Source organism: Falsiroseomonas oryzae, assembly GCF_027856955.1.
GTDB classification, from domain to species: domain Bacteria; phylum Pseudomonadota; class Alphaproteobacteria; order Acetobacterales; family Acetobacteraceae; genus Falsiroseomonas; species Falsiroseomonas oryzae.
Genome location: NZ_JAPSMD010000840.1, coordinates 1 through 1,160 on the forward strand (window position 1 = coordinate 1; position 1,160 = coordinate 1,160).

The 1,160-nt window shown below is 76.2% G+C and carries 1 protein-coding gene; it reads left to right on the plus strand.

Annotated elements, in window-relative coordinates:
• Positions 1–200 precede the first annotated feature (200 nt).
• Positions 201–1,112 (plus strand): cellulase family glycosylhydrolase, encoded by a 912-nt coding sequence (locus OZN99_RS32120; protein ID WP_270939245.1) that lies wholly within the window; start codon positions 201–203, stop codon positions 1,110–1,112.
• Positions 1,113–1,160 lie beyond the last annotated feature (48 nt).

The window sequence follows — 1,160 nt, forward strand, 5'->3', positions numbered from 1 at the left end:
CCGCGCACCGGGCGCCGCGCGCCGCGGCGAAGCTGCTGGTGCAGGCGCCGCTGCTGCTCTGGCCGCCGCACTCGCCCAGTTTACTCCGCGCGCGCTGCGGCGCGGCCTACAACCTCGGCTACCTGCGCGGCGCGCTGCAGGGCGGCTGAGCAGCCCCGCAGCCGGCGCGCGGCCTCGGCGGACACAAGGGGAGAGACGGCATGCCAGGCTTCGCCACGCGGCGGGCGCTGCTGGCGCTTGGCGGCGCATCCGCCGTGGCGGCACCTGCCGCGGCGCAGTCGGATCCGCGGCCCCGCTTCGCGGCGCTGCGGCTCGGCGCCAATCTCGAGCGTTGGTTCCCGATCGCCGCCGACCAGCGCGCAAGGCGGCTGGGGCGCAACTGGTGGGATGGGCTGCGCGGGGCAGGCTTCGACCATGCGCGGCTGTTCCTGCCGCGCGACGCCGGCGACGGCGACGAGGTGCCGCGGCTCTTCCTGGCTGCTGTGCAGGATGCCAATGCCGCCGGCCTGCCGGTGCTGCTCGGCCTGGCCGACCTCTACGAATCGACCAATCCCTGGGCGGAGTCGGCGCTGCACACCCTGGCTGCGCGCGCGCGGCTCTTCGCGCGCGCGACCGATCCGGGGCTTGTGGCGCTGGCGCCGCTCAACGAGCCGGCCTTTCCGTCGCCGGCGGCATGGACGCCGGTGCGCGACCGGCTGCTGGCGCTGGTGCGCGCCGAGGCTCCGCGCCATGCGTTGCTCTGGGGCGGTCATGAATGGTGTTCCTGGCGCTCGCTCCCGCCGCAGCCGCCACCGGCCGATCCGCTGACCATCGCGGAGGTGCACGACTACCAGGGCGGCGATGCGGCTTGGGCGGCGCAGCGCTTCGGCGAGGTCGCGGCCTATGGCCAGCGCCATCGCCTGCCGGTGATGGTGACCGAACTCGGCGGTGCGCTGCCGAATGCGGCGGACGAACAGGCGTGGGCAGCCGACCTCCGCCGGAGCCTGCCGGAGCTCCGGCGGCTCGGCCTGCCCGCCACGCTCTGGGCGGTGACGCATGGCGGCCATTGGCGGCTGCAACAGGGCGACGGGCCGGCGCTGCGGCCGCGCCTGGCGGCGGCAATCAGGGCGTGACGGCCGTGCGGCGCCCGGCAAGGCGGCGCGCCGCAGGCTGCTCGACCA